Source organism: Pseudomyxococcus flavus (genome assembly GCF_050038885.1).
Taxonomy (GTDB): domain Bacteria; phylum Myxococcota; class Myxococcia; order Myxococcales; family Myxococcaceae; genus Myxococcus; species Myxococcus flavus.
Window position 1 is genome coordinate 136,408 of the sequence record NZ_CP143624.1, and the last position, 23,715, is coordinate 160,122.

Below are 23,715 nucleotides of genomic sequence, written 5' to 3' on the forward strand. Positions count from 1 at the left end.
AAGCGGGCGCGGGGCGCGGGGATTTACGGCGCCAGGGGGCGCCCGGTATACCGTCCACCATCGCTGTCACTCCTGGGGGCTCCCATTCGCGTCGATCCGAAAGCGCTCGTCCGTCGCCTGACGCCCACCTCTACCCGTCTGCTCGAGGCCGCCGTGGCCCGGGCCAGCGCGGGGCGGTTCTATGAAATCGTCCCGGAGCACCTGCTGGTGCAGATGCTCGAGCCGGAGGACTCGGACGTCGCGCGCATCCTCCAGCAGTTCGGCGTGGACCGCCGCCACCTGCTGACCAGCATGGAGCGCGCGCTCCAGGGCCTGCGCGCGGGCAACGCCGGCCGGCCCGTCTTCTCCGAGACGCTCTTCCAGTGGTTCGAGGAAGCGTGGCTGCTGGCCTCCGTGGAGCAGGGCGCCACGCGGCTGCGCTCCGGCCTGCTGTTCGCCCAGTTCGTCAGCCGCCGCGCCCGCTACACCGCGGAGCTGTTCCCCGAGCTGGACGCCATCCGCCGCGACGAGCTGATGGGCTCGCTGGACGTGGTGCTGCGGCCCTCGCCGGAGAACGTGGAGGTCGCCTCCGTGGATGCCGCCGCTAGCGGCGCCGCGGGAGGCGCTGGCGCCAGCGCGGGAGGCCGCGGAGACGAGGCGCTCAAGCGCTTCGCCACGTCCTTCACGGGCCGGGTGCGCGAGGGGAAGATCGACCCCATCTTCGGCCGGCACCGCGAAATCCGGCAGATGGTGGACATCCTCTCCCGCCGCCGGAAGAACAACCCCATCCTGGTGGGCGAGCCCGGCGTGGGCAAGACGGCGCTGGTGGAGGGCCTGGCCTGGGCGATTGTCCGGGGCGAGGTGCCCGACGCGCTGAAGAACGTGGAGCTGCTGGGGCTGGACCTGGGCCTGCTCCAGGCGGGCGCGGGCGTGCGCGGCGAGTTCGAGAACCGGCTCAAGGCCGTCATCGCCGAGGTGAAGGCCTCCCCCACCCCCATCATCCTGTTCATCGACGAGGCGCACACCATCATCGGCGCGGGCGGCTCGCAGGGAGGCACGGACGCGTCGAACCTGCTCAAGCCCGCGCTGGCGCGTGGCGAGCTGCGCACGCTCGCGGCCACCACCTGGGCCGAGTACAAGAAGTACTTCGAGAAGGACGCCGCGCTGGAGCGGCGCTTCCAGCCGGTGAAGGTGGAGGAGCCCAGCGTGGAGGACGCGGAGCTGATGCTGCGCGGCCTGCGGCCCACGTACGAGGCGGCCCACGGCGTCACCATCCGCGACGAGGCCGTCACCGCCGCGGTGCGCCTGTCCAGCCGCTACATCTCCGGCCGGCAGCTGCCGGATAAGGCGGTGGACCTGCTCGACACGTCCGCGGCGCGCGTGAAGATCGAGCTGTCCACACGCCCCGAGGAGCTGGTGCAGCTGGACCAGGAGATTTCGGCGCTGGAGCGTGAGCGCGACGCGCGCAAGCGCGACCTCGCGGAGGGCACCGGCGGCGCGGACGCGCAGAGCCACCTGGACGCGGCCGAGGAGAAGCTGCGCGCCACGGTGGATGCCCGCGCCACGCTGCATGCGCGCTGGGAGGCCGAGCGCACCGCGGTGGCCGCGCTGATGGAGGCGCGCAAGGCGCTGCGCGAGGCTCCGGCGGACGCCGACACCGCGCCCCTGAAGGCGGCGGTGGACGAGGCCGCGGCGAAGCTGGCCAGCACGCGCGGCGAGGTGCCGCTGGTGCACGCGGACGTGGACGCGGACATCGTCGCGCGGGTGGTGGCGGGATGGACGGGCGTGCCCGTGGGGAAGATGCGCAGCGACCTGCTGGAGTCGGTGCTGCACCTGGAGGACAAGCTCCGCGGCCGGGTGCGCGGCCAGGAGGCGGCCCTGAAGAAGGTGGCGGAGATCATCCGCATCTCCCAGGCGGGCATCCGCAACCCGGACACGCCCATTGGCGTGATGCTCTTCGTGGGCCCCAGCGGCGTGGGCAAGACGGAGACAGCGCTGGCGCTGGCGGACGCGCTCTACGGCGGCGAGCGCTTCATGACCACGCTCAACATGAGCGAGTTCCAGGAGAAGCACACGGTGAGCCGGCTCATCGGCTCACCCCCAGGCTACGTGGGCTACGGCGAGGGCGGCCTCTTGACGGAGGCGGTCCGCCAGCGGCCCTACTCCGTGGTGCTGCTGGACGAGTGCGAGAAGGCCGACCTGGAGGTGATGAACCTCTTCTACCAGGTGTTCGACAAGGGCTCGCTGACGGACGGCGAGGGCCGCGCGGTGGACTTCAAGAACACCGTGCTCATCCTCACCAGCAACCTGGGCTCGGACCTGGTGATGCGGATGTTCGAGGACGGCGCGCAGCCCACCTCCGAGGAGGTGCTGTCGGTGATCCGGCCCACGCTCAGCCAGCACTTCAAGCCGGCGCTGCTCGCGCGCATGACGGTTGTCCCCTTCGGCCCGGTGCAGCGCGACGTGATGCGCCAGATTGCGGAGATGAAGCTGGCCAAGCTGGTGGGCCGTCTGCGCGCGGCGCACAATGTGGAGACGACGCTGGCGCCGGAGCTACTGGACGAGCTGGCGCGCCGGTGCACCGAGTCGGAGATGGGCGCGCGCAACATGGAGCAGATTCTCCAGGGCTCGCTGATGCCGGCGCTGTCCCGCGAGCTGCTGCAGCACCTGGTGGGCGGCTCGGTGCCTCCGAAGCTGCACGTGGCATTGACCGAGGAAGGCGACTGGGACCTCCGCTTCACCCAGGCCTGAGAGAACCCATGAAACGAACGCTTCAGGTCTCCGCCGTCGCGCTGTCCCTGCTGGCCGGCTGCGCCACCGTGCCCAAGCCGGCGATGTGCTTCGCCGAGGCGGGCCCCAACGCGCGCTCCTTCCCCACGCCGGACACCTGGTTCGCGCTGCTGCTGCACGGCTACGACAAGGACACCGGCGCCAACCCGCGCCCCACGGTGGACTGCGCCGGCGCCCCGGTGTGGTGGCAGGACCCGGCCGCCGACGAGTGCGTGGAGGCCGGGCCGGATTCGCAGCCCCTGCCACCCGCGGAGAAGCTCACCGAGGAGGACCTCGTCCTGGAGACGCTCCAGGCCGGCCAGCGGCTGGTGTGGGTGATGACGCGGCGCTTCACCAACGGCGAGGCCCTGGGCCCGGTGGCGCTGGTGGAGACGACCGAGCAGGGCTTCCGGGTGGAGGCCCTGGGCTCGCTGCGCGCCATGGCGAAGAACACGAAGCTGCGGCTGGAGAAGGTGAAGGGCACGCAAATCCTCGTCGCGGAAGGTGACGCGTGCACCACCGGCGACGAGGAGGTCTGCCGCCGGCACGCGCGCATCATGCCGCTGCGCACCAACCGTTTCTTCAGTGAGTCCGTCTCCAACGCCAACCGCGCCTGCCTGGGCGCCGCGTGGTTCCCCCTGTCCCGTGAGCTCACCTTCGAGCTGCCCAACGGGCTGCGCCGCAAGTTCGAGCTGACGTCCACCCTCACCTTCGCCGAGGACGGCATCAGCGTGCAGGAGCAGGTGCAGGTGAGCGACTCCGACCCGGCGCAGCCGGACGTGGCCCCTCGGCTCTACCGCCGCGCCCAGGACACGCGCGCGCTGGAGCTGGCGAACAACGCGCTGGTGGGCAACAAGGCGTCGCTGTGGTCGCGCATGGTGGAGCAGCAGGTGCGCATCGGCGCCCGCGCGGTGCCGGAGCCCCCCATCTGGGCCCTGCCCGCGAAGAAGGCGCCCCAGGACGCCGCGGAAGCCGCGGCGGCCAACAAGCAGCAGGCCCCCGCGGCCAGCGAGGCCAGCCCCCCCGGCAAGCCGGCAGCCAAGAAGCCCGGGACGGTCACCGCGACGCCCAACAGTCCGTAGTGGCCGCGCCTCGCTGGCGCTCCGAGGCCCCCGTGTCACTTCGGTTTTCCGAAGCACACACGGGGGCTTTTCCTATTTGCGGCAAAAGCGTCACGACGACAGAGATAGGGGGAGGGCTCATGGTGGGCCCCAGAAGGAGCGTCGTGGATGCGCGTTGAAATCCGAGCACGGAACATCCCCCTCACGGAGACCCTTCGAACCTACACGGAGCGCCGCGTGCGCTTCGCCCTGGACCGGCTGTCGGACAGGGTGAAGGAAGTCGTGGTGCGCTTGGAGGACGCCAACGGCCCCAAGGGCGGCGTGGACCAGGTCTGCCGCGTGGCGCTGCGCCTGGAGCACGGACGGGAGCTGGCCATCGAGTCCGCGGATGCGAACCTCCTGGCGGCCATCGACCGGACGCTGGAGCGCGCCAGCAATGCCGTCACCCGGGCGGTGGGCCGCGCGCAGCGGCAGGACAGCACCCGGCTGCGTGACGCGGCCTGGCAGCCCGACGAGGCCGCTGCCCTGACATGATGTGACGCCGGCACGGCCGCCCAGCCCGGGCGGCCGTCGCGGGCTCGAAGCAGGAGGATGCACATGCAAGGCAGTCCCGGCGCGCTCGCGCGGCTGAAGTCCACCTGGGCGAAGGGCCGCGGCCGGTGGTGGGTGCGCTGGGGGGTGGACCTCGCGGTCTTCGCCCTGCTCTTCGCGGCGGTGGCGGCGTGGCAGGCCCGCAACCTTCCCGGCGGGGGAACGCCCGCGCCCGATTTCACCCTGAGCACGCTGGCCGGCGACACCGTGCGATTGGACGCGCTGCGAGGCAAGCCGGTGGTGGTGGCCTTCTGGGCGCCCTGGTGCGGCGTCTGCGGGATGGAGTCCGCCAACCTCTCTCAGCTGCGAAAGCTGGCGGGGGACTCCGCCCACGTGGTGTCCGTCGCCGTGGCCTACGACGACGAAGCGGCCGTGCGTCGCTTCGTCCAGGAGCACGACGTGGACTACCCGGTGCTGCTGGGGGACGACACGGTCCAGTCGGCCTGGCGCGTCAACAGCTTCCCCACAGTGTTCTTCGTTTCCCCCGAGGGCCGCGTCGAGCGGGCCGCGGTGGGCTACACCACCCTCGCTGGACTGTCCTGGCGGTTGATGCTGTAGCCCGGCCCGCGCGCGTCGCCTCCTAGAGGCGGATGAGCTCCACGGAATCCATGTGGATGAAGTTCGCGGCGTTCCCCGTCGTGGCGCGCGTGTGGAAGCCCAGCTCCAGGTAGCCGCCCGTCACGGAGATGGCCGGCGTCTCCACCAGCGTCCAGTCGCCATGGTTCCCCAGGTTGGTGAAGACGGGCGCGCACTCGCCGCACGTCTTCGCCTGGAGGCGCGCGAGGTCAAAGGCCCCGCTCTTCCGCACCCAGGCACGGACCCGGTAGTTGCCCGCCGGCAAGCCGGACTTCTGCTGGTACGTCCACACCTCGAAGGGCGTCCCGTTGGTCCAGTGCGTCAGGTGGTAGGCGCCCGCGTGGGCGCCGTTGTACGTCTCGCTGAAGTCCGCGGCCTCGGTGCCATTGGGGCTCCAGGTGGCCCAGCCCGTCATGCCGTTCTCGAAGCTGGGGTTGGTGAGCGCCGTGGGCTGGGCGCTGCCCTGATCGTACCAGCGCACCCACTCCACCTCCATCGTCTTCGTCTGGCCCCAGGGCAGCGCAATCGCGTCCGGGTGCGGGTGGCCGTACCAGTTCCCGCCCAGGGCGAGGTTCAGGAGGATGTAGTGGTTCTGCTGGAAGGCGGGCTCGTTGTGGGAGAACACGTTCCCCTGAATCTGGCCGTCCAGCCGGAAGATCATCTGGTTCGCGGTCCACTCCACCTCGTACGTGTGGAAACCATCCGCGATGCTGTAGCCGCGGTTCGCGCCCGTGCCCCAGCTCTGCTGAGCGCCATTGGCGAACCAGTGCGCGGCGGACTTCATCCACGAGGCCTCGTTGGAGTGCCACTCCAGGATGTCGATTTCACCGCTCCGGGGCCATCCAACGTTGGAGATGTTCGCGCCCAGCGTCCAGAAGGCAGGCCACATGCCGTAACCGGAAGGCACCTTGATGCTCGCCACCAGCTTGCCGTAGCGGCGCTCCACCTTGCCCTTCGAGTGGATGCGGCCCGAGTAGTATGAACGCGGCCCGTACCCCGCGCAGCGCGAGTCATAGGGCGCGTCCGCCGTCCGCTGCGCGGTGAGGATGAGCTTGCCACCGGTGACGGTGACGTTCTGCGCGCGGGGGTACTCCAGCTCGCCCGTGCCAAAGTTGCAGTTGCCGGTGACGGGGTCGAAGTTGCTCGTCAGCACCGTCCAGTGATTGGCATTGAGACTGTTGCCCGTGAAGTCGTCCTGCCACGCCAGGTTCCAGCCCGGCCCCGGATCGTAGGCCCGTTCGCCCTGCTCCTGGCTCACCAGGGGAAGGGACTCGCCTTCGGACAGCTCCGCTTCGGGAGAACAACCACCAAGCACCGCCAGGCTGCTCGCGGCCAACACCATCGAACGCAACGCGTGTCGTCTGTGCATGTCTCGCTCCAGGGGGTTCCCCCCGGACATAGCCGTCCTCCCGGAGCGCATAAACCGCTTTAGCTGAAATGTTGGATTTTCAAGACAGTTGCATCAGATGGAGTAGTCCCCCACGAAGACGGTGGCGGTCCGTACGTCCGCGCGCACCGAGTCCCCTTCGACCACGCCGAGCGCATCGAACTCCGAGCGAGGCACCTCCACCGTCACCTCGTCTCCGGTGGGCAGCCGGAGGAACACCTTCACGTAGCCCCCCACGGGCTTGAGCCGCTCGACCCGTCCCATGGCGGTGGAGGCGCTGGCCGCGTCCGAGAGCGACCGGGCCAGCTTGATGTCATGCGGACGGACGAAGGCCTGCACGCGCTCGCCCTCGCGGGCGGCGGCCGGCGCTTCCACCGTCAGCGCCCCCATGTCCGCCCTCCCCGCCTGGACGTGGCCGCGCAGCACGCTGGCGCCGCCGATGAAGGACGCGACGAAGGGCGAGGCCGGCCTGTCATAGATGTCCGCGGGTGAGCCGGCCTGGGCCACCCTGCCCTCCTTCATCACCACCACGTGCTGGGAAATCTCCAGGGCTTCCTGCTGGTCGTGGGTGACCAGCAGCGTCGTCAGCCGCGTCTGCTCATGCAGGGCATGCAGCCATTCGCGCAGCTCCTCGCGCACGCGCGTGTCCAGGGCGCCGAAGGGCTCGTCCAGCAGGAGCACCCGGGGACGGATGGCCAGCGCGCGCGCGAAGGCCACGCGCTGCCGCTGCCCGCCGGAGAGCTGCCCGGGGAAACGACCGCCCAGGTGCTCCAGCTGCACCATGCGGAGCATCTCCTCCACGCGCGCCTCGCGCTCCGGCCTGGGCACACGCCGGATTTCCAGACCGAAGGCCACGTTCTGCCGCACCGTCATGTGCTTGAAGAGGGCGTAGCTCTGGAACACGACGCCCACGCCCCGCTGCTGCACGGGCATCGTGGTGCAGTCCACGCCGTCGATGAGGACACGGCCCTCGTCCGGAATCTCCAGCCCCGCGATGAGCCGCAGCAGCGTGGACTTGCCCGCGCCGGAAGGTCCCAGGAGCGAGGTGATGGCGCCCGCGGGCGCGTGGAAGGACACCTCCGAGACGGCGGGACTGCCGCCCGGGCTGAACCGGCGGGCGAGCTGCTCGACGACGATGCTCATGACGGCTGACTCCTCCACTCCACGAACTTCTTCACCACCAGGGTCACGAGTGCGAGCAGCGTCAGCAGTGACGCCACGGCGAAGGCGCCAGCCAGGTCGTACTCGTTGTAGAGAATCTCCGCGTGCAGCGGCAGCGTGGTCGTCACGCCGCGCACGTGGCCGGACACCACCGACACGGCGCCGAACTCGCCCATCGCGCGCGCGTTGCAGAGGATGACGCCGTAGAGCACGCCCCACTTCACCTTGGGCAGCGTCACGCGCAGGAAGGTGCGCCAGCCGCTCGCGCCCAGCGTCAGCGCGGCTTCCTCCTCGTCGCTGCCCTGCGCCTCCATCACTGGAAGGACTTCCCGTGCGACGAAGGGAAAGGTGACGAACACGGTGGCCAGCACGATGCCGGGCACGGCGAAGATGACGCGGAGGTCATGGTCCAGCAGCCACGCGCCGAGCCAGCCCTGCCGGCCGAAGAGCAGCACGAAGATGAGGCCCGCGATGACGGGTGACACGCTGAAGGGCAGGTCAATGAGCGTCATCAGCAGCGAGCGCCCGCGGAACTGGTACCGCGCGATGAGCCACGAGGCCGCCAGCCCGAAGACGAGGTTGAGCGGTACGGCGATGGCCGCGGCCAGGAGCGTCAGTCGCATGGCCGCCAGCGACGCCGGATTCGTCAGTGAGGCGACGTAGGCCTGCCAGCCCTTCTGGAAGGCGAAGGTGAAGACAGCCACCAGCGGAATGACGAGGAACACGCCGAGCAGCAGCAGCGCCGCGCCGATGAGCCCCCAGCGGACAAAGGCCGGGCCACTGAGGCTGCGCGACCGGCGGCGCAGGACGAGGGTGGACGGGTGCATGGCGCTCACGCTCCGGGACGGGCTTCCAGCCGGCGGTGGCTCCAGCGATGGAGCAGGTTGACGGCCAGCAGCAACGAGAACGACGCCATCAGCATGACGATGGCGATGGCCGTGGCCCCCTCGTAGTCGTACTGCTCCAGGCGGGTGATGATGAGCAGCGGCACGATTTCGGTGCGCAGCGGCATGTTGCCGGAGATGAAGACGACGGAGCCGTACTCTCCCAGCGCCCGGGCGAAGGCCAGCGTGAAGCCGCTGAGCAACGCCGGGAGGATGGCCGGGAAGAGGACGCGCCGGAACGTCTGCCAGGGTGTGGCGCCCAGCGTGGCGGCGGCCTCCTCCACGTCCACGTCAATGTCCTCCAGCACGGGCTGCACGGTGCGCACCACGAAGGGCAGCCCGATGAAGGTCAGCGCCACGGCCACGCCCACGGACGTGTAGGCCACCTTGATGCCCAGCACCTCCAGGTGCTGGCCGTACCAGCCCTTGGCGGAGAAGAGCGTCGTGAGCGTGAGCCCGGCCACCGCGGTGGGCAGCGCGAAGGGCAGGTCCACCAGGGACTCCAGCACGTCGCGGCCCGGGAAGCGGTAGCGCACCAGCACCCAGGCCACCAGCAGGCCGAAGACGACGTTGGCCAGGGCCGCGGCCAACGAGGCCCCGAAGCTGAGCCGGTACGCGGCGAGCGCGCGCGATGTCGTCACCGTGCTCCAGAACGCGTCCCAGCTCAGGGAGAACGTCCGCAGGAAGAGGCTGGAGAGCGGAATGAGGACGATGAGCCCCAGATAGAACCAGGTGTAGCCCAGCGACAGCCGGAACCCCGGGAGCACCCGGTGTTGGGAAGGACGGGACATGGCGCGCGTCCTCAGTTCGCCTGGGGGGCGTAGATGCGGTCGAAGACGCCGCCGTCAGCGAAGTGCGTGGCCTGAGCGCGCGCCCAATCACCGGCGACCTCGGCGAGCGTGAGGCGCTTCACCTGGGGGAAGTCCGCCGCGTGCTTCGCGGCCACCGCTTCCGAGCGCGGCCGGAAGTGGTGCCGGGCCGCAATCGCCTGGCCCTCGTCCGTGTAGAGGAACCGCAGGTATGCCTCCGCCACGGCGCGCGTGCCCTTGCGGTCCACGTTGTGGTCCACCACGGCGACGGGTGGCTCGGCGAGGATGCTCACCGGAGGCACCACCACCTCGAACTCCGACTGCCCCACCTCGCGCGTGAGGAGGTAGGCCTCATTCTCCCAGGCGAGCAGCACATCCCCCAGGCCCCGCTCGGCGAAGGTGGTGGTGGCCCCCCGCGCGCCCGAGTCCAGCACGGGCACGTTGCGGTAGAGCTTCTCCACATACGCCTGCGCGCGCGCCTCGCTTCCGCCCTGCCTCTTCAGCGCCTGCCCCCAGGCGGCCAGGTAGTTCCATCGCGCGCCGCCCGACGTCTTCGGGTTGGGGGTGATGACGGTGACGCCCTCACGCACGAGGTCGTCCCAGTCGTGAATGCCCTTCGGGTTGCCCTTGCGCACCACGAAGACGATGGTTGACGTGTAGGGCGCGCTGTTGTGCGGCAGCCGCGTCTGCCAGTCCACCGGGAGGAGCTGCGCCTTCGCGTGCAGCATGTCCACGTCGTACGCGAGCGCCAGCGTGACGACGTCCGCCGTCAGCCCCTCGATGACGGAGCGGGCCTGCTTGCCAGAGCCACCGTGTGACTGCCGGATGAACACCCGCTGACCGTGTGTGTCCGCCCAGTGCCGCGCGAAGGCGGCGTTGAGGTCCTCGTAGAGCTCGCGGGTCGGGTCATACGAGACGTTGAGCAGCGTGGCGCTCCCGTCAGGATGCACCTCGCCCGAGGACCGCGAACAGCCCGCGAAGGACAGCAGCAGGGCCAGCGGAACCCAGTTCCTGGCGCTCGGGCGCGCACGACTTTCCATACGGGACCTCGGGGGTGAAACAAGGCCACGCGAGAAAGCCAAAAGCCCACTCCCTCGCGGGCAGTGGGCTTTCCGGACAGCACGACCAGGGCGCTCAGGCCACTGGCGGACGGACGCCCACCGCGGATGCCGGACAGCAGCAACACGTCAGGTGGGTCGAACACGTCATGGGCCCCACCACGATGCCCGGGAGACCCGGCGTTGTCAACGCGAGGGGCGGGGTCCTATGCGACCTCAAGGAAATACTGGAATATCTAGACTTCCCCTCTCCTCCCCAGGAACCTCATGCCTCCACGTCCCCACCACGCGGTCGCGCTGCTCGCGGCGCCGCTGCTGTCATTTCCCCTGCTGTCTGCGAGCGCCGAGGCTGCCGAGCGCCCCTCGCTCGTGAACACCCGCATCACCAACGTCTACGGCGCCAACGGCCACGCCTCCACGGTGGACGGCCGCATCTTCATCGGCAACGTGCGGGAGGACCACGCCAACGACCAGACGACCTGGCAGGCGCGGGTGTTCCGCCCGGAAGCCCTCACCTACGACAGTGAGGGCAAGCCCAGCTTCGCGGGCACCTTCTCTCCCGGCCGCAGCACCTTCGTGCGCAACGGCGAGAACGCGCTGACCTTCTGCTTTCCCAACCCCGCGGTGCCCTACACGATGTCCGGTGGCCAGGCGGTCTACACGCCCTACGTCTTCGACTCGCGGATGTACAACGGGCCCAACGTCTTCCGCCGCCGGCCCATCGACGTGCGCGTCTCGCAGCCGTTCACCGCGCAGGCGGACGTCTCGTCGTTCACCACCGGCAACATCGAGCCCCTCACCACCGTCAGCGGCGCCAGCATCCGGGGCATCGAACCGTCGATGACGTCCGATGGACGCCTCTTCATCTATCAGGGCGGCCCCCAGAACAACGGCACCATCGACTACCTCATGTACTCGTACAACCCGACGCCGTGCGCGGCCTCGGGCTGGAGCGACCCGCGCCCGCTGTCGATGATGTTCAATGACCCGAACCCGGACCTCAAGCGCTACCCCCTGGCCTGGCAGCCGCTGAAGGCCGCCACCGGCGAGGCGTTCGGCAACACCGTGTCTGCGTCCACCCTCATCCGCGGTGCCTATGCGTGGGTGGACCACGAGGGGCGCAACGTCCTCTACACCGCAGTACGCTTCACCGACGGCGCTCGCCGCGAGGCCGTCAGCCTGATTGGCGCGGACACGAACCACACCGCGTATCACATCGACGGCGCCATCAACACGGACCGCAGCGACATCCCACACCTCTTCTACTCCAGCCCCATGTGGAACCTGGAGCAGGAGCGTCACCCCACGCAGAACTTCCCGCCGGGTTCGAGCAACGAGAATCACTACCTGCCCGCCACCAAGACGCACGACGTCTTCGCGCTCTTCGGCAGCAACACCAAGGACTACAACGAGGTCGACGTCGGTGACTTGACCAGTCCCTTCCAGGTGCTCTTCCTGCCCATGAACGAGCTGGTCACGCGCGGTGGCGGCTATGACCTGACGCGCACGCCGGACCTCTCGGGCCACTTCTTCACCGGCTCGCTCACCGGCACCGCGAGCATCTCCGCGGGCAACGCGACGACGCAGCCGCCCTCCGGTTCGCTCTGGGAGCCCCACGGCAAGGGCAAGGCCCTGGTGCTTCCCGGAGGCGGCGCCCTCACGGTGAACCTCACCGACCCCAGCGGCACGATTCCCGGCGTGGGCGGGCTCGCGCGCGGCTTCTCGGTGCAGCTCGCCGTCCGCCCGGACGCGAGCATCAACCAGGGCTGCACCGGCAATCCCTATCGCTACCTGCTGCAGAAGCCGGGCGCGCTGGACCTCATCTATGAGTCCAACGACACTGTCCAGGCCTCGTTCGTCATCAACGGCCAGCGCGTGCGCCTGGGCCGGAGCCCCGCCCTCCCCCGCGGCGCCTGGACGCACCTGGCCTATACGTGGGATGGCGTCACCGGCGCCTTCCACGAGTACATCAACGGCGTGTCCACGGGCCGCGCGCTCCCGGTCGCCCCGGGCACCCTGCGCCTGGGCACGGGCACGCTGTCCGTGGGCGCGGGCGTCACGCTGGACACGCAGACCTGTCCCGCCAATGGCGAGGGCTCCTTCCGGGGCGCCATCGACGAGGTCCGGCTGTTCAGCAACGCGCGCTCGAACCGGACCGTCTGCATGTCCTCGCACGGCGCCAGCTGCAAGGAGGCGGCCATCCAGGGAGATCCCACCGAGGGTCAGTTCGGAATGAGTCAGCAGCACCCGGACTGCAACGGGCAGGCGGCCCTCGGCTCCACGGCGTGCACGGTGTCCATGCACCGCGTCTGCGCGCAGCGCGGAGCCATCCACGCGCTCGACAACACCCGGAACATCCTGGAGACGATTCAGCAACTCGTCGGCAACCGTCCGCCCATTTCACTCATGGGCGTGCCCGCGAGCGCGGATGCCAACACGGTGAACGTGGCGTGTGGCCCCATCCAGCACGAGAGCCTGGCCGTCACCTTCGAGGAACTCGCGCGCAAGCACAACGGCTGCACGGATGACCGGGCAGCACAGTCCACCGCATGCAGCGCGGCATCGAGGCGCTGGTGCCGGGAGCGGGGTTGGACGTCGGGCCAGTTCTTCGAGCTCACCACGCGCCCCTGGGTGGCCTGCTTCAACTCGGGCCTCATCCAGAACGTCCCCCGGACGCAGCTGGGCCCCGCGTCCACGTCGGGCAACCTGACGTCCGCCGCGGCCCGGCTGGAGTTCAGCGCGTGGTGCCAGCAGCGCGGCTACGGCGCGGGCATCGTCCAGGAGTTGCCCTCGAGCACGACGGCGGAGGTGCACTGCTTCCACCCGTCCGCGACGGTACCCTGGCGCTTCAAGCCCTGAGACATTGGACGGGCTGTGAGGCCGGCCCCGCCTCCTGCGCGGGGCCGGTCAGCTCCCGAGGGCTCATGCCGTCACGCACGGCACCGTTTCCGTCTGAGCCCTCAGCCATGAACTTCCGTTTTCAATGCTGGTTGCAGCGGCACGTCAGCGGCCGGGTGACGCTCACGCCGCTGGCCCTGCGCCGCCTGGCGGTGCACGCGGACTCGCTGGAGGCCGCCACCGAGGAGCTGACGCTCGCGCTCGACGACCAGCTCTCCCGCATCCATCCCCGCCGCGTGCCGGAGTTCATCGCGCCCGCCGGGGGCACGCTCGAGACGGTGGTGGTGCCCGCGATTCCCGTCTGGGGCGCGGAGGAGAACCACCTCGCACCGCTGACCCTGTCCACCGTGGTGGCGCCCACGCTGCACGCGTTCCTGGGGGTTCACGCGCCCCGGCTCGACACGCACCACTGGTTCCAGGCCAAGGCGCTGCCCGCCGAGGCGCCGGAGCTCCTGGGCGAGCGCCTGGAGGGGATGTCCGACGCGGAGCGCCTCGCGCTGCGTCCGGATGGCCCCGAGTCCCTGCTGGAAATCGAAGTGCGAGCCACGCCCGTGGCGCTCGCGGCCCTCACGCCCCGCGAGCTGCACCGGGACATCCGGCCACCGCCGCGCCCCCCGGACGCGCCGCCAGAGCTGGATGCCGACGCCCTGGACGACGCAGACGATAACGAGGACGAGGACGCGGACGAAGACGCCCCGGACCTGGACACCTGGGAGCCGCGCCGCCGCGCGCACCATCGCGGTCCGGGGGCGCAGCCTGCGAAGCCGCCGCCCACGCCCACGCTGGACAGCGTCGGTGTGCCCTGGCATCGCCTCGCGCAGGAAGGGCAGCTCGACGCGGCCTACGAGCAGGACTCGCTGGTGGCTCAACTCCGGAACCGGCTCGCGGCCAAGGACGCCGAGGCGGTGGTGCTGGTAGGGCCCCCGGGCGTGGGCAAGACGTCGGTGCTCCACGCGCTCGCCCAGGCGCTGCGGGCCCCCACCGCTACCGAGGCGGAGCGGGCCCGTCCCTTCTACTTCCTCGATGGGAGCCGGCTCATCGCGGGTGAGGGCTTCCATGGAGACTGGCAGCAGCAGGTGCTGCGTGCCTTCCGCGAGGCCACCGAGGCCCGGGCGCTGCTGTCCCTGGGGCACGCGGTGGAGCTGCTGGACGCGGGCAAGAGCGCGCACAGCGACCAGAACGTGGCCCAGCTGCTGCTGCCGCTGCTCGCGGCACGAGAGGTGGCTGTCATGGCCGAGGCCACGGAGGAGGCCTGGGCCCAGGTCGAGCGCCGCAACACCAGCTTCGCCCGGCTCTTCTCGGTGGTGCGCGTCACTGAGCCCGCGCCGGATGCGCTCGGCCGCATCCTCGCCAGGGTGGCGGAAGACGAAGCCGCGGACGCCGCGCTGCAGGTGAGCGCGGAGGCGCTCGAGGAGGCGCGCTTCCTCTGCCGTCGCTTCCTGCCCTACGGCGCCCAGGTGGGCAACGCCGTGGCCTTCGTCCGACGGCTGCTGGCCTCCTGCGCGCAAGCCTCGCTCCCGCGCGTCACCCGGTTGGAGGCCATCCGCCAGTTCGCGGCCGAATCGGGCATCCCCGAGCACCTGCTCCGAGACGACCAGCCCCTGACCGCGGCGCAGGTGCGTACCTTCCTGTCGACCCGCGTCCTGGGCCAGGACGCCGCCGTCGAGCGCGCGGCGGCGGTGGTCTCCGTGCTCAAGGCCGGGCTGTCCGACGTGCGCCGCCCGCTGGGCGTGCTGCTCTTCGTTGGCCCCACGGGCGTGGGCAAGACGGAGCTGTCCAAGGCCCTGGCGGAGCTGCTCTTCGGCGCCAAGGAGCGCATGGTCCGCCTGGACATGGGTGAGTACGCCGGTCCGGATGCCCTGCTGCGCTTGATGGGCGACGGCGAGACGCAGGGCTACCTCACCGCGGCTGTGCGGCGTCAGCCCTTCTGCGTGGTGCTGCTGGACGAGGTGGAGAAGGCCCACCCCGCCGTGCACGACGCGCTGCTGGGCGTGCTGGGCGAAGGCCGCCTCACCGATGCCTCCGGCCGCTTCACGGACTTCCGCAACGCCCTCATCGTCCTCACCAGCAACCTGGGCGCGGATACGCTGCGGGCCCGCGTGGGCTTCGATGCCTCGGGGGGTGCGCCCGACATGGCCGCCCTGCGTACGCACTACCTCTCCGAGGTGCAGCGCTTCTTCCGTCCGGAGTTGTTCAACCGGCTGGATGACGTGGTCGTCTTCTCGCCCCTGTCCGCGCCGCTGCTGCGCCGGCTGGTGGTGCGCGAGGTGGATGCCGTCTGCCGCAGGCCGGGGCTCTCGCTCCATGACGCCGTGCTGGAGGTCACCCCCGCCGCGCAGGACTGGCTGGCCCAGCGCGGCTTCGATGCGCGGTATGGCGCCCGGCCCTTGAAGCGAGCGGTGGAGCGGGACCTGGTGGTCCCCGTGGCCGACTGGCTCGCGGCGCACCCGCGCATGGGCCCGGCGAGCCTCACGGTGGACGCGGGAGTGGGCGGCCTCGACCTGCGAGCCGAGGCCGTGGGCGGCGCCGCGGAGGGCGTGGGCCGGGAGGCCATCGAGCGTGTCCTGGAGGGGGCGGCCACCCTGCGCGCGGAGGTCCAGCGCTGGAGCCGCTGCGTGCCCATGCGCGTCCTGCGCCGGGAGCTCGTCCTCTTCGACAAGGTCTCCCGGCAGCGCGCCTACTGGGAGGAGCGCGCCCTCGCCGAAGAGGGTTCGCGCAAGTCGTCGGACGCTCGGGAGCTGGACAAGGCCCTCCGGGAGTGCGCCCAGCAGGCGGAGGCCATCGAGGACCTGCTCTTCGAGGCCCACCTGTCCAGGACCGTGGGACAGGCGGAGTCCCTGAACCGCGAGGTGCGCCAGGTGAAGGCGGCCTTCGCGCGCATCCGGGAACGCATCTACGCCTCCCTCTTCCCATTGTCGCGCGGTGTGACTGTCTACCTGGTGCCGGGCCGCGGCGCGTGGAAACAGCTGCGCGTGCTCGCCAAGGCCTACGAGGCCTGGGCCGAAGCCAACTCCCTGGTGAAGAAGCGCGGGCTGCTCGCCATCCCCACGCGCAAGGCCGGAGAGAAGGCCTCACGCAGGCCCCCGCCGCCCCAGTGGCGCTGGGCGGATTCAGAGGACTTCGACAAGCTCGAGATACAGCCGGTCGCCTACTCGCTTCAGGTCAAGGGAGACACGGCGTCCCTGCTGCTCGCCGGTGAGCACGGCATGCACCGCTTCATCGAGGGCAGTCAGGTTTCGATGGTGCACGCGTACTTCGTGCCGCAGCCCCACCCGCTGTCCGACCTCCTCCACCTGGAGACACTGCAGCGGCAATTGCCGAAGAACGAGGTCCGCCAGGTACGCCTGTCAGGCAGCGGCTCCGGCGAGGGGGCGTTGACGGACCTCCGCACCGGGGTGCAGCAGCGCTTCGGTCCGGCGGGCCCTGACCTGGGGCCCCTGCTGGAGCCCTGGATGCAGTGGCGCGTCTTCAACACCCGGGACGAGGACTGACGACATGGACCTGAAGCTCCCCCTGGTGGTGGCTCCGCTCAGCGGCCGGCTCGTGGAGGCGTGGGTGCCCGCCTTCTTCCCGCTCGTGCACAAGGTGGGGCCCAGCCTCTCCACACTTCGAGACGAGCTCGCGCTCGCCGTCATGGAGCGCTTCGAGCGTGAGTCTCCCTCTCGCGTGGCGCAGTACCAGCTGCCCCCCCACTTCGCCTTGAAGCACGTCGCCGTCGACACGGAAGGCAAGGACCGGGAGAAGAACCGGCGTGTCGCGCTCGAAGGCAGCATGTCCGTGCTGCTGGAGAAGTGGCCCCGTGACGACTTCTGGATTGTCACCCCCACCCGGCTCCCCGCGGCGCGCTTCGCGCTGAGCCAGCCCTCCGACCTTTCCCAGGCGCTCGCGCGACGGCTGGTGGCCTGGTGCCTGGAGCACGGCCTGGAGTCCCTGGATGCCCATTGGGCCCAGGGCCGGGAGCACCTGGAGCTCCTGGAGGTGGACGCCTACGCGCCCTCCGTCCTCCCGCGTACGCCGCCGCGTCCGCCACAGCCCCCCAAGCGCCGTCGGGCGAAGGGCAAGCCCCAGGAAGACCCCGCACCCGAAACGCCCGAGCAGCGGGAGCAGCGCCGCAATCGCCGCCGGCTTTCGCTGGTGGAGCTGCGGGCCGTGGCGCGCAACCTGAGCCATGGTGCCCGGGACGACACGCTGGAGCGCTGCTTCGGCCGCGAGGCCCTGGTGCGCGAGCTGGTGGAGGCGCTCGAAGGACGCGAGGGCTCCGCGCTGGTGCTCGTGGGTCCGCCCGGAGCAGGAAAGACAGCGCTGATTCATGAAGCCGTGCGCCGCCTCACGGCCCGGCAGGACGCCGCGGGCACGCGCCGCGATGTGTGGCGCGTGGACGGCAATCAGTTCATCGCGGGAATGATGTACGTGGGGCAGTGGGAGGCCCGAGCACGAGGCGTGGTGAAGGAGCTGACCGAGGTCGGCGACCTCCTCTACGTGGACGACCTTGCCTCGCTCGTCTACGCGGGACGCACGCGCAACGAGCGCACCAACGTCGCGCAGTTCCTGGAGCCGCACATGGCCCGGGGCGAGCTGACGGTGCTCGCGGAGTCCACGCCGGAGCGCTTCGAGCGTGTGCGGGAGGAAGCCCCCACGCTCGCCTCGCTCTTCCGGGTCATCCATGTGCCTGCCCTGGACGCTCGCGCCACGCTGCCCGCGCTGCTCGGCACCCTGCGAGAGCTGGAGGCCGAAGGCGCGAACGGCACCATCCGGCTGTCCCCGCTGGCGCTGGAGACCCTGCTGACCTTGCAGCAGCGCTTCGTGTCGCACGAGGCGTTTCCTGGCAAGGCGGTCCGCCTGCTGCGCCGGGTCGTCGCTCGCGAAGGCTCCCTGCAGTCGGGCACGCGGCGCTTCACCGTGGGGGACGTCACCGCCGCGATGCGAGAGCAGACCGGCCTGCCGGACTTCATCCTGGGCAGCGCCCAGCCGAAGACGCGTGAGGCCCTGACGTGGGAGCTGGAGCGGCAGGTGGCGGGACAGCCCGAGGCCGTGGCGGCCGTGGTGGACGCCATCATCACGTTGCAGTCCGCGCTCCAGCCCGCAGACAAGCCCCTGGCCACGTACCTCTTCGTGGGCCCCACCGGTGTCGGAAAGACGGAGACGGCGAAGGCGCTCGCGCGGACGCTCTTCGGCGGGGAGCAGCGGCTGGTCCGCTTCGACATGTCGGAGTTCGTCACGCCGGCCAGCATCACCCGGTTGCTGGGCCACCCTGGCGCGCCGGACGGTGAGCTGACCACCGCGCTGCGCACGCAGCCCTTCTGCGTGGTGCTGTTCGACGAGGTGGAGAAGGCGCATCCCCGCGTCTTCGATGCCCTCCTCCAGTTCCTGGGCGAGGGGCGGCTGACGGACGGCGCCGGGCGCACCGTGGACGCGCGGCAGTCCGTCGTCGTGCTCACGAGCAACCTCGGCGTGCGCGAAGCGGCCACGCACACCAGCTTCCACCGCACCGCGGACAGCGCGGAAGCCCACTATCTCTCCGCCGTGCGCGCCTGGTTCCGACCGGAGTTCTTCAACCGGCTGGACCGGGTGGTGCCCTTCCGTCCACTGACGCCCGCCGCGCTGCGCGTGGTGGTGGACCACGCGCTCGAATCCCTGCTGTCGCGCCATGGCATCCGCCAGGGGAACGTGTTCGTGGAGGTCGAGCCGCGCCTGCTGGACCTGTTGGTGGAGGAGGCTTACGACCCGCGCTACGGCGCCCGGCCTCTCAAGCGCGCGCTGGAGAAGCGTCTCACGCTGCCCCTGGCCCACCTCCTGGTGAAGCGAGGCGCAGATGACCTGGCGCGCGTGGAGCTGCTCCGTGACGGCAACGACATGCGGCTGTCCGTGGAGCTGCTGGTCAACGCGCCCACCTGGACACACGAGCCGCCCGCCACCACCTGGACCCTGGCGCGCATCTCCGAACTGCTGAGGGAGACCACCACGCGGCTGGACGGGTTGATGACGGCGGAGTCTTTGCGCCACTTGGGTGCCGACACCTCGCCCGAAGCACGGGAGCTGACCGAGCGGCTGCACCGGCTGGTGGTCGAGGCCGCCGACATCCAGGAGGACGCGCTGGTGTCGCGCGACTTCCAGGACGCCCGGTCGCCTGGGTCCAACCCGAAGCGCATCCTGACGTCGCACTCCAACCACATCGGCCATCTGGGCCTGCGCCTGCGCACCGGCTACGAAGAGCGCCCCCTGCCTGTCTCGCCAGAGGAGCAGCTCCGCCGTGCACGTCCCCGGGTGCTGGCCCTCCGAGATGAAGTGACCTGGGCCGAGCACCAGCTCGCGAGCCGCACGCGCGGGGCCGACGTCGTAACCGTGCTCGTGGAAGGGCTCGGGGATGCCACGCCGTCCGCGATGTGGACCGTCGCCTGCTCCCTGCCCACGTCACTTGCGGAGACGACGTTCTACCTGGAAGGCGTCCACGCCGACGGGCGCTTGGAGTGGTTCCGCCACGGAGACGAACGCTCCGACGACCTGGAGCTGCGACGCGTCGTCGTGCAGATGTCGGCCATGGGCCTGCGCGAGGTCCTGGCACCGCTGCGAGGCGATGCACTGGTGGACCTCGTCCATCATGGCGATGCGCCGCGCCAGGTCCTGGTCCGTCTGGAGCACCTGGTCGGAGACGTGAGGGACATGGACGACGTGCCACGCGTGGTGGCCGTTCATGACGCGGCGCGCGCGGAGGCACGCGAGGTCCGCCGGAGCGGCGAGGCGTCAGTGGCCATGTCCAGCCACGTCATCCTGAGGGGCCGCGAGGGCGTCACCGCCGGACGGCACCACGACACGACCGAGCTCACGCACGTCGCCAGCGGTTGCCGCCCCGTGGAGGCGCTCGCCTGGGCCGCGCGGGTGCTCCGGGAGATGGCGCAGGGACACGACTGACATGGAAAAGAACGTCCACCTCTTCGTGCGCACCTACCCGGGCCTGGGCGTGGCAGCCCACGTCCTCACGCACCCGCACCTGGCGTCCTTCGCTCCGACGCTGTCCGCCGCGAGGCTCGACATCGCGGCGGTGGTGGGACGGCTCCTCAAGCGAGGCGAGCTCTGGGACGAGGAGACGCACTGGAGCGACCTGCGCCAGCGGAAGATGATGCTCACCGTGCGCGCGCTCGAGCATGGCCGGATGCTCTCCGTCCCCTTGCGCCTCACGGTGCTCACGCACGGCCAGAAGGCCCCTGCTCAGCGCAAGGACGCCCCGGCGCGCAAGGCCCTGCGGGTATGGGTCCCCCGCGTGGACGTCCAGGGCACGCTGCACGACGTGGCGGACCTGGAGCCCTTCGTCGAGGAGCTGGTCCGCCACGAGCTGTACCTCGCGCCGCTGGATCGCCTGCACGCGCTGGCCTACGTCGGCGAGGAGATGGTGGAGACCCTGTCGGTCCCCGTCAGCTTCCGGGACACGCCGCGCGCCCGCGCCACGGCGGCCGACAAGCCCTCCCGACGCAAGCCCCCTCCGCCGGGCCTCGCGGAAGCCAGCCGGTGCCTCAACGAGGAAGCCCGCGCCGGGTTGCTGGAGCGGGCATGGGAACGGGACTCGGAAGTCACCCGGCTCGCGGAGACCGTCACCTCGCGCGCTCGCGCCAGCGTGCTCCTGGTGGGCCCTTCGTCCGTGGGCAAGACGGCGCTGGTCCACGAGCTGGTGCATCGCGCGGAGGCCGCCAGCGCGGGGACGCCGCTCCATGGCCTGGAGGTCTACAGCGCGTCGGGAGGCCGCATCATGGCCGGCATGCGCTACCTGGGGCAGTGGCAGGAGCGCGTGCAACACATGATAGAGGCCCTGCGCGTCCGCCGGGCCGTGCTGCACCTGGACAGCCTGTCGGAGCTGTTGTCGCTGGGCGGGGGAGACACCGGCCTGGACGTGGCGCGGCACCTCCTGCCCGCGCTGGAGAGCGGCGAGATTTCGCTCGTCCTGGAGGCCAGGCCCGAGGACGTGGCGCGCGCGGAGCGGACCCACTCCGCCTTCCTGCAGGCGCTGCGGCACATCATGGTGGCGCCCCTCGCGCCCCATGCCGCGCGCGCCGCGCTCCAGGCGGCCTCGCTGCGCGTGGGCCGGGCGCGCAAGGTGCGCTTCACGCCAGAAGCCCTGAACCGCGCCAGCGAGCTGACGCAGCGATTCGGCGACGGGCCCCCGCCCGGCGGCGCCGTGTCCCTGCTCCGCGCCGCCAGCACGGAGCCGAACGCGGCAGCGGAGGTGGACGCCACTGCGGTGACGCGCGCCTTCTGCACCCGCACCGGCTACCCGCGCGAGCTGGTGGACCCCGCCATCCGCCTGGACCCCGACGCCCTGCTGCGCCGCTTCCGTGAGCGCGTCGTGGGCCAGGACGAGGCCACCCTGCTCCTGCGCAACCTGGTCGTCACCCTGAAGACGGGCCTCGCGGACCCCTCGCGCCCGCTGGGCGCCTTCCTGCTGCTCGGCCCCACCGGCGTGGGGAAGACGGAGTCGGCGCTCGCCCTGGCGGAGTACCTGTTCGGCGACGTGGCCCGGCTGGCGCGCTTCGACATGGCCGAGTACGCCGCGCCCGGAAGCGCCACGCGGCTGGTGGGCGAAACGGGAGGCCAGCAAGGCAGCCTGGCGCGGCGCGTCCGCGAGCAGCCCTTCGGCGTGGTGCTGCTGGACGAGGTGGAGAAGGCGGACGCGGGCGTCCATGACCTGATGTTGCAGGTGCTGGGAGAGGGCCGCCTCACGGATGGCACGGGCCGCACCGTCAGCTTTCGCAACACCGTGGTGCTGATCACCAGCAACCTGGGCGCGGACAGCGCGGGACGCTCCCTGGGCTTCGGGGAGCCCGGCGCCCAGGAACACGACGCGCACTACCGGGGCGCCGCCACCGCCTTCTTCCGGCCCGAGCTGCTGAACCGGCTGGACCGGGTGGTGCCCTACCGCGCGCTCACGCCGGACGTCATCGAGGCCCTCGCCCGGCGCACGCTGGCGGGTGCCCTCTCACGCGAGGGACTCCGCCGCCGGGGCGTGAAGGTGACGTTCGGTGGGGACGTCGTGAAGCACCTGGCGCGCATCGGCTTCGACGCGCGCTACGGAGCGAGGCCCCTCAAACGTGCCGTGGAGCAGCACGTGGTGGCGCCCCTGGCGCAGTGGCTGGCGGCTCAGGCCTCCAACGCTCCCCTCGAGGTGGTGCTCCGCGTGGGGGCGGAGGGGCGGATTGAGCTGAGCGGCCTCGGATGATTGCCGAGCCCCTGGGCCAGGGGCCGCCGGACTAGCCCTTGAAGTTCTGGGCCACGAAGTCCCAGTTCACGAGGTGGTTGAGGAACGTCTCGATGAACTTGGGGCGCGCGTTCCGGAAGTCGATGTAATAGGCGTGCTCCCACACATCGAGCGTCAGCAGGGCCTTCTGGCCGTGCTTCATCGGCAGGTCGGCGTTGCCCGTCTTGGTGACCTTGAGCTTGCCGTTGTCCAGCACCAGCCAGGCCCAGCCGGAGCCGAACTGCGTGGCCGCGGCGTTGGAGAACTCCTCCTTGAACTTGTCGAACGAGCCGAAGTCACGGTCGATGGCCGCCGCGAGCTCGCCCGTCGGCTTGCCACCGCCGCCGGACTTCATGCACTGCCAGAAGAAGGTGTGGTTCCACACCTGCGCGGCGTTGTTGAACACGCCACCGTCGCTGCTGAGGATGACCTCCTCCAGCGACTTGTTCGCCTCCGGCTTGCCGTCCAGGAGCTTGTTCAGGTTGTTGACGTAGGCGGCGTGGTGCTTGTCGTGGTGGAACTCAAGCGTCTCCGCGCTCATGTGCGGCTCGAGGGCATTCTTCGCGTACGGCAGATCAGGCAGCGTGAACGGCATGGTCGTTTCCTTTCGGAGTGAGAGGTCAGGCGCAATCGGTATCAGACGGCGGCAGCGAGGTCACGGTTCGATATCCGCGCTCCCAATAAAGTAGGGGCTCCTGCGGACGTCCCTCGTGAAGGCGTGTGACCCGGCCGACAATCAGCGTGTGGTCACCGTGACGGTGCAGGCCCTGCACCACGCATGACAGCCCCACCAGGCTGTCCCGCACGAAGGCGTTGTCGTCGAAGAGCTGTGCATCGAGCTCGCCCCGGGCGCACTGCACGGAGACGGAACGTTGGGCGGCCGACAGGATGCTGAGCGTGAAGCCGCCGGAGGCCTCCACCCGAGGCAGCGTGCGCGACGCCTGCGAGAGCGCCACCACCACCAGCGGCGGCTCCAGTGACAGCGAGCTGAACGAGCTCACCGTCGTCGCCCGGAGCCCCTCCGCGTCCCGGACGGCCACCACGGCCACACCGCTGGCCCATCGGGCCATCGCATCCCGGAAGCCGCGCGCGTCCACTCCTTCTGGCGAGCTCTGCGTCATGCGCACTGGATACCGGTGCGCCGCCCACCTGTCATCACACCTGCCAATGGGTTGGCGGGATGTTGGTGTGATGACAGGGGTCTGAACTACCCACCAACACCGAGTTTACATGAATTCAACGTTACTCCATGGCATAGGGGCGACCCACACCCAGAGTGGAGGCGCGCGGAAGCACCACGCGCCTCCACCTTCAACACG

General features: G+C 70.5%; 15 protein-coding genes. 8 read left to right on the plus strand and 7 right to left on the minus strand.

The window, feature by feature from the left end:
• The first annotated feature begins 72 nt into the window (after positions 1–72).
• The 4 genes from tssH (at position 73) to VZL07_RS00615 (ending at position 4,958) form a co-directional block, all read left to right on the plus strand.
• A complete protein-coding gene (tssH, locus tag VZL07_RS00600; protein WP_426757210.1) occupies positions 73–2,730 on the plus strand; it encodes a type VI secretion system ATPase TssH in 2,658 nt (885 codons plus the stop codon).
• Between the two features lie 8 nt (positions 2,731–2,738).
• Positions 2,739–3,830: a hypothetical protein gene (locus VZL07_RS00605; protein ID WP_426753332.1), complete on the plus strand. Its 1,092-nt coding sequence runs from the start codon at positions 2,739–2,741 to the stop codon at positions 3,828–3,830.
• A gap of 147 nt (positions 3,831–3,977) precedes the next feature.
• A complete protein-coding gene (locus VZL07_RS00610; protein ID WP_426753334.1) occupies positions 3,978–4,343 on the plus strand; it encodes an HPF/RaiA family ribosome-associated protein in 366 nt (121 codons plus the stop codon).
• A 57-nt stretch (positions 4,344–4,400) separates the two neighbouring features.
• Entirely contained in the window at positions 4,401–4,958 is a 558-nt protein-coding gene (locus VZL07_RS00615; protein ID WP_426753336.1) for a peroxiredoxin family protein, read from the plus strand.
• A gap of 22 nt (positions 4,959–4,980) precedes the next feature.
• On the opposite strand, the gene VZL07_RS00620 is transcribed toward VZL07_RS00615, so the two are convergent.
• From VZL07_RS00620 to VZL07_RS00640, 5 genes are all read right to left on the minus strand, one after another.
• A complete protein-coding gene (locus VZL07_RS00620; RefSeq protein ID WP_426753338.1) occupies positions 4,981–6,345 on the minus strand; it encodes a glycoside hydrolase family 16 protein in 1,365 nt (454 codons plus the stop codon).
• A gap of 93 nt (positions 6,346–6,438) precedes the next feature.
• Positions 6,439–7,506, minus strand: coding sequence for a sulfate/molybdate ABC transporter ATP-binding protein (locus tag VZL07_RS00625; RefSeq protein ID WP_426753340.1), 1,068 nt, complete (start codon positions 7,504–7,506; stop codon positions 6,439–6,441).
• Positions 7,503–8,351, minus strand: coding sequence for a sulfate ABC transporter permease subunit CysW (gene cysW, locus VZL07_RS00630; RefSeq protein ID WP_426753342.1), 849 nt, complete (start codon positions 8,349–8,351; stop codon positions 7,503–7,505). Before cysW ends, VZL07_RS00625 begins: the two co-directional genes overlap by 4 nt.
• Before the next feature lie 5 nt (positions 8,352–8,356).
• Positions 8,357–9,199, minus strand: a complete 843-nt coding sequence (gene cysT / locus VZL07_RS00635) for a sulfate ABC transporter permease subunit CysT (protein WP_426753344.1) — start codon at positions 9,197–9,199, stop codon at positions 8,357–8,359.
• An 11-nt stretch (positions 9,200–9,210) separates the two neighbouring features.
• The gene (locus tag VZL07_RS00640; protein WP_426753346.1) at positions 9,211–10,257 is read right to left on the minus strand and encodes a sulfate ABC transporter substrate-binding protein; all 1,047 of its coding nucleotides are present in this window, start codon (positions 10,255–10,257) and stop codon (positions 9,211–9,213) included.
• Positions 10,258–10,542: 285 nt separating this feature from the next.
• On the opposite strand from VZL07_RS00640, the gene VZL07_RS00645 reads away from it, so the two are divergent.
• The 4 genes from VZL07_RS00645 to VZL07_RS00660 all read left to right on the plus strand — a co-directional run bounded on the left by VZL07_RS00645 (position 10,543) and on the right by VZL07_RS00660 (position 22,378).
• Positions 10,543–13,134 carry a LamG domain-containing protein gene (locus VZL07_RS00645; RefSeq protein WP_426753347.1) on the plus strand — a complete coding sequence of 864 codons (2,592 nt, stop codon included), beginning with the start codon at positions 10,543–10,545 and terminating at the stop codon, positions 13,132–13,134.
• A gap of 107 nt (positions 13,135–13,241) precedes the next feature.
• Entirely contained in the window at positions 13,242–16,664 is a 3,423-nt protein-coding gene (locus tag VZL07_RS00650; RefSeq protein WP_426753349.1) for an AAA family ATPase, read from the plus strand.
• Between the two features lie 4 nt (positions 16,665–16,668).
• Positions 16,669–20,082, plus strand: coding sequence for an AAA family ATPase (locus VZL07_RS00655; RefSeq protein ID WP_426753351.1), 3,414 nt, complete (start codon positions 16,669–16,671; stop codon positions 20,080–20,082).
• Position 20,083: 1 nt separating this feature from the next.
• Positions 20,084–22,378: an AAA family ATPase gene (locus VZL07_RS00660; RefSeq protein WP_426753353.1), complete on the plus strand. Its 2,295-nt coding sequence runs from the start codon at positions 20,084–20,086 to the stop codon at positions 22,376–22,378.
• A gap of 31 nt (positions 22,379–22,409) precedes the next feature.
• Here the strand turns inward: VZL07_RS00660 and VZL07_RS00665 are convergent, their stop codons facing one another.
• Both VZL07_RS00665 and VZL07_RS00670 read right to left on the minus strand, forming a co-directional pair.
• On the minus strand, positions 22,410–22,991 hold the full coding sequence (locus tag VZL07_RS00665; protein WP_426753355.1) for a superoxide dismutase: 582 nt from the start codon (positions 22,989–22,991) through the stop codon (positions 22,410–22,412).
• Positions 22,992–23,016: 25 nt separating this feature from the next.
• On the minus strand, positions 23,017–23,517 hold the full coding sequence (locus tag VZL07_RS00670) for a flavin reductase family protein (protein ID WP_426753357.1): 501 nt from the start codon (positions 23,515–23,517) through the stop codon (positions 23,017–23,019).
• Positions 23,518–23,715 lie beyond the last annotated feature (198 nt).